The organism is Kitasatospora sp. NPDC057512 (assembly GCF_042802135.1).
GTDB lineage: Bacteria > Actinomycetota > Actinomycetes > Streptomycetales > Streptomycetaceae > Kitasatospora.
On record NZ_JBHVET010000914.1, the window covers coordinates 1 to 2,872 of the forward strand.

Below are 2,872 nucleotides of genomic sequence, written 5' to 3' on the forward strand. Positions count from 1 at the left end.
GGTCAGGAGCCCGCCGCCGCCAGCGCGGCCCGCCGCCGTCGGCCCACCACGGCCGAGGCCGCCAGCACGATGGCTGCGGCGACCAGCGACAGGTACATCTGCTTGCGTCCGTCGGCGTCGGTGAACATGTACGCCATGACGAACCCGATCATGCCCATGGCCGTCCAGGTCAGGTACGGGTACAGCCACATCCGGACGGTGTGCCGCTCGGGCATCTCGCGCTCGATGATCCTGCGCATCCGCAGCTGCGTCGCGCAGATCACCAGCCAGACGAAGAGCGCGACGGCGCCGGAGGAGTTGAGCAGGAAGGCGAACACGGTGTCCGGCGAGGTGTAGTTGAAGAACACCGCGACGAAGCCGAAGACCACCGAGGAGAGGATCGCCACCCGCGGCACGCCGCGCGAGGTCACCGTGGCGAAGGCCTTGGGCGCGTCCCCGCGCTGGCCCAGCGAGAACGCCATCCGGGAGGCCGTGTACATCCCCGAGTTGAGGCAGGACAGCACCGCCGTCAGCACGATCACGTCCATCACCTGGCCGGCGCCCGGGATGCCGATGTGGTCCAGCACCGCCACGTACGGGCTCGCCTTGACGTCGGCGGAGTCCCAGGGCAGCAGGGAGACCACCAGCAGGATCGAGCCCAGGTAGAAGATCCCGATCCGCCAGATCACGCTGTTGGTGGCCTTGGAGACCGCCTTCTCCGGGTTCTCCGACTCGCCGGCGGCCAGGGTCACGATCTCGCTGCCCATGAAGGCGAAGACCACGGTGAGCATGCCGGTGAACACCGCCCCCACCCCGTGCGGCAGGAACCCGCCGTGGCCGGTGAGGTTGCTGGTGCCGACCGCGTGGGTGCCCGGCAGCAGGCCGAAGGCGGCGAGGGTGCCGATCACCAGGAACGCGGCGATCGCGACCACCTTGATCCCGGCGAACCAGAACTCGAACTCGCCGTAGGAGGCCACCGAGAAGAGGTTGGTGGCGGTCAGCACCGCCATGACTATCAGGGCCCAGCCCCACTGGGGGACGCCCGGCACCCAGTTGTTGAGGATCTTCGCGCCGGCCGTCGCCTCGACCGCGAGCACCACGACCCAGAAGAACCAGTACAGCCAGCCGATGCTGAACCCGGCCCAGCGGCCGAGCGCCCGGTCCGCGTACGCCGAGAACGAGCCGCTCTGCGGGTCGGCCGCGGCCATCTCGCCGAGCATCCGCATCACCAGGACGACCAGCACGCCGGCCATGGCGTAGGAGAGCAGGATGCCCGGGCCGGTGGTCGCGATGCCCGCGCCGGAGCCGACGAACAGGCCGGCGCCGATCACGCCGCCGATGGCGATCATCGACAGGTGGCGGTTCTTGAGCCCGGCCTTCAGATGGCCGTCGCCGCCGTGGCCGATCGGCCCGGTCTGGTGGGGGAGCTTGGTGGCCGTCGCCGTGGGCTTGGTGGTGTCCGCACTCATCTAGGGTGCCCTGTGCCTTTCCCGCGCGGCGTGTCCCTCGGCTCGTCGCGCCGAGGGTGGGGGACTGACCCGCGCATTGCGTCGCAACCTAACTTCTACGCCCGAGTATCGGAACAATCCTTTGGTAACTGTTCGCTCAACGGACGGAAAAGGCCTGGTCGGGGTGGGTGGAAAGGTGGTATGGAAACCTCAAATCTGACGCATCGTCAGCATTCGGGAAGGCTGCCAAGCTCTGTTGGGGCTCAAATCGCCCGCGGGTGGCCGGTCAGATCGGCCGCACGTCGAGGACGGTGATCGACGCCTCGTCCGCCGGCCGCCCGGTCAGCCGGGCGGCGAGGATCCGGGGGATGTCGTCCTCCTGCGAGTATCCGGGCAGCAGTGTGACTTCCGCGCGCCGTACGCCGGGCTCGCCCCGCACCGCGTACGTCACCAGGTAGCCGTACCGCTCCGGCGGCGGCACCTGGTCCCGCTGGTCCTGCCGGTTCTCCCGGCTCCGGATGGTCATCCGCGTCGACCTCCTCGGCCCATTGTCGGCGCGCTGTGGACGATCGGGGCAAACCAGAGCACAGTGGGACTCTCGGGACATGCCGTAGGAGCATCCCGAGCGTTCTCGGTGCCGGCCGGCTCCCGGCGCCGGTCAGGAGCGACCCCATGCAGACCACCTGGAAGGGGACGATCAGCTTCGGGCTGGTCAGCATCCCCGTCCACCTGTACTCCGCGACCCAGGAGCACGACGTCCCGCTGCACCAGGTGCACGCCAAGGACGGCGGCCGGGTGCGGATGAAGCGGTACTGCGAGCGGGAGGAGAAGGAGGTCCCGTACGCGGAGATCGCCAAGGGGTACGAGTCCCCCGACGGGCGGACCGTCACGCTCTCCGACGAGGACCTCGCCGACCTGCCGCTGCCCAGCAAGAAGATCATCGACGTGCTGGCCTTCGTGGACGAGGGCGAGATCGACCCGCTGATGTTCTCCAAGGCCTACTACGTGGGCGTCGCCGACAAGGCCGCCGCCAAGCCGTACGCGCTGCTGCGCGACGCGCTCACCGACTCCGGGCAGATCGCCGTCACCAAGATCGCGCTGCGCACCCGGGAGTCGCCCGCGGTGCTGCGGGTGCACGACAACACCCTGGTGCTCCAGACCTGCATCTGGCCCGACGAGGTCCGCCCGGCGGCCGGCATCGCGCCCGAGGGCGACGTCGCCGTCCGGCCGCAGGAGCTCAAGATGGCGCGGTCGCTGATGGACACCCTCTCCGAGGACTTCGACCTGTCCCAGCTGCACGACGACTACCAGCAGGCGCTGCAACAGGTGATCACCGCGCGGCTGGAGGGCGTCGAGGTCCCGCACGAGGAGGAGCCGGGCGAGGCGCCGGACAACGTGATCGACCTGATGGAGGCGCTGCGCAGCAGCCTCAAGCAGGCCAAGGG

At 69.4% G+C, this 2,872-nt stretch carries 3 protein-coding genes; 1 reads left to right on the plus strand and 2 read right to left on the minus strand.

Annotated features, from left to right (window positions below; all coding sequences use genetic code 11):
- Positions 1 to 2 precede the first annotated feature (2 nt).
- Positions 3 to 1,448: an amino acid permease gene (locus tag ACFU6K_RS35685; RefSeq protein ID WP_380670289.1), complete on the minus strand. Its 1,446-nt coding sequence runs from the start codon at positions 1,446 to 1,448 to the stop codon at positions 3 to 5.
- A gap of 265 nt (positions 1,449 to 1,713) precedes the next feature.
- On the minus strand, positions 1,714 to 1,953 hold the full coding sequence (locus ACFU6K_RS35690) for a hypothetical protein (RefSeq protein WP_380670291.1): 240 nt from the start codon (positions 1,951 to 1,953) through the stop codon (positions 1,714 to 1,716).
- 146 nt (positions 1,954 to 2,099) lie between these two features.
- Here ACFU6K_RS35690 and ACFU6K_RS35695 point away from each other — a divergent pair.
- On the plus strand, positions 2,100 to 2,872 hold a 773-nt coding region (locus ACFU6K_RS35695), incomplete at its 3' end, for a Ku protein (RefSeq protein ID WP_380670293.1).

Coding starts and splice junctions, on each gene's coding strand:
- ACFU6K_RS35690 (WP_380670291.1), bottom strand. CDS start 1,953: ATGACCATCCGGAGCCGGGAGAACCGGCAGGACCAGCGGGACCAGGTG.
- ACFU6K_RS35685 (WP_380670289.1), bottom strand. CDS start 1,448: ATGAGTGCGGACACCACCAAGCCCACGGCGACGGCCACCAAGCTCCCC.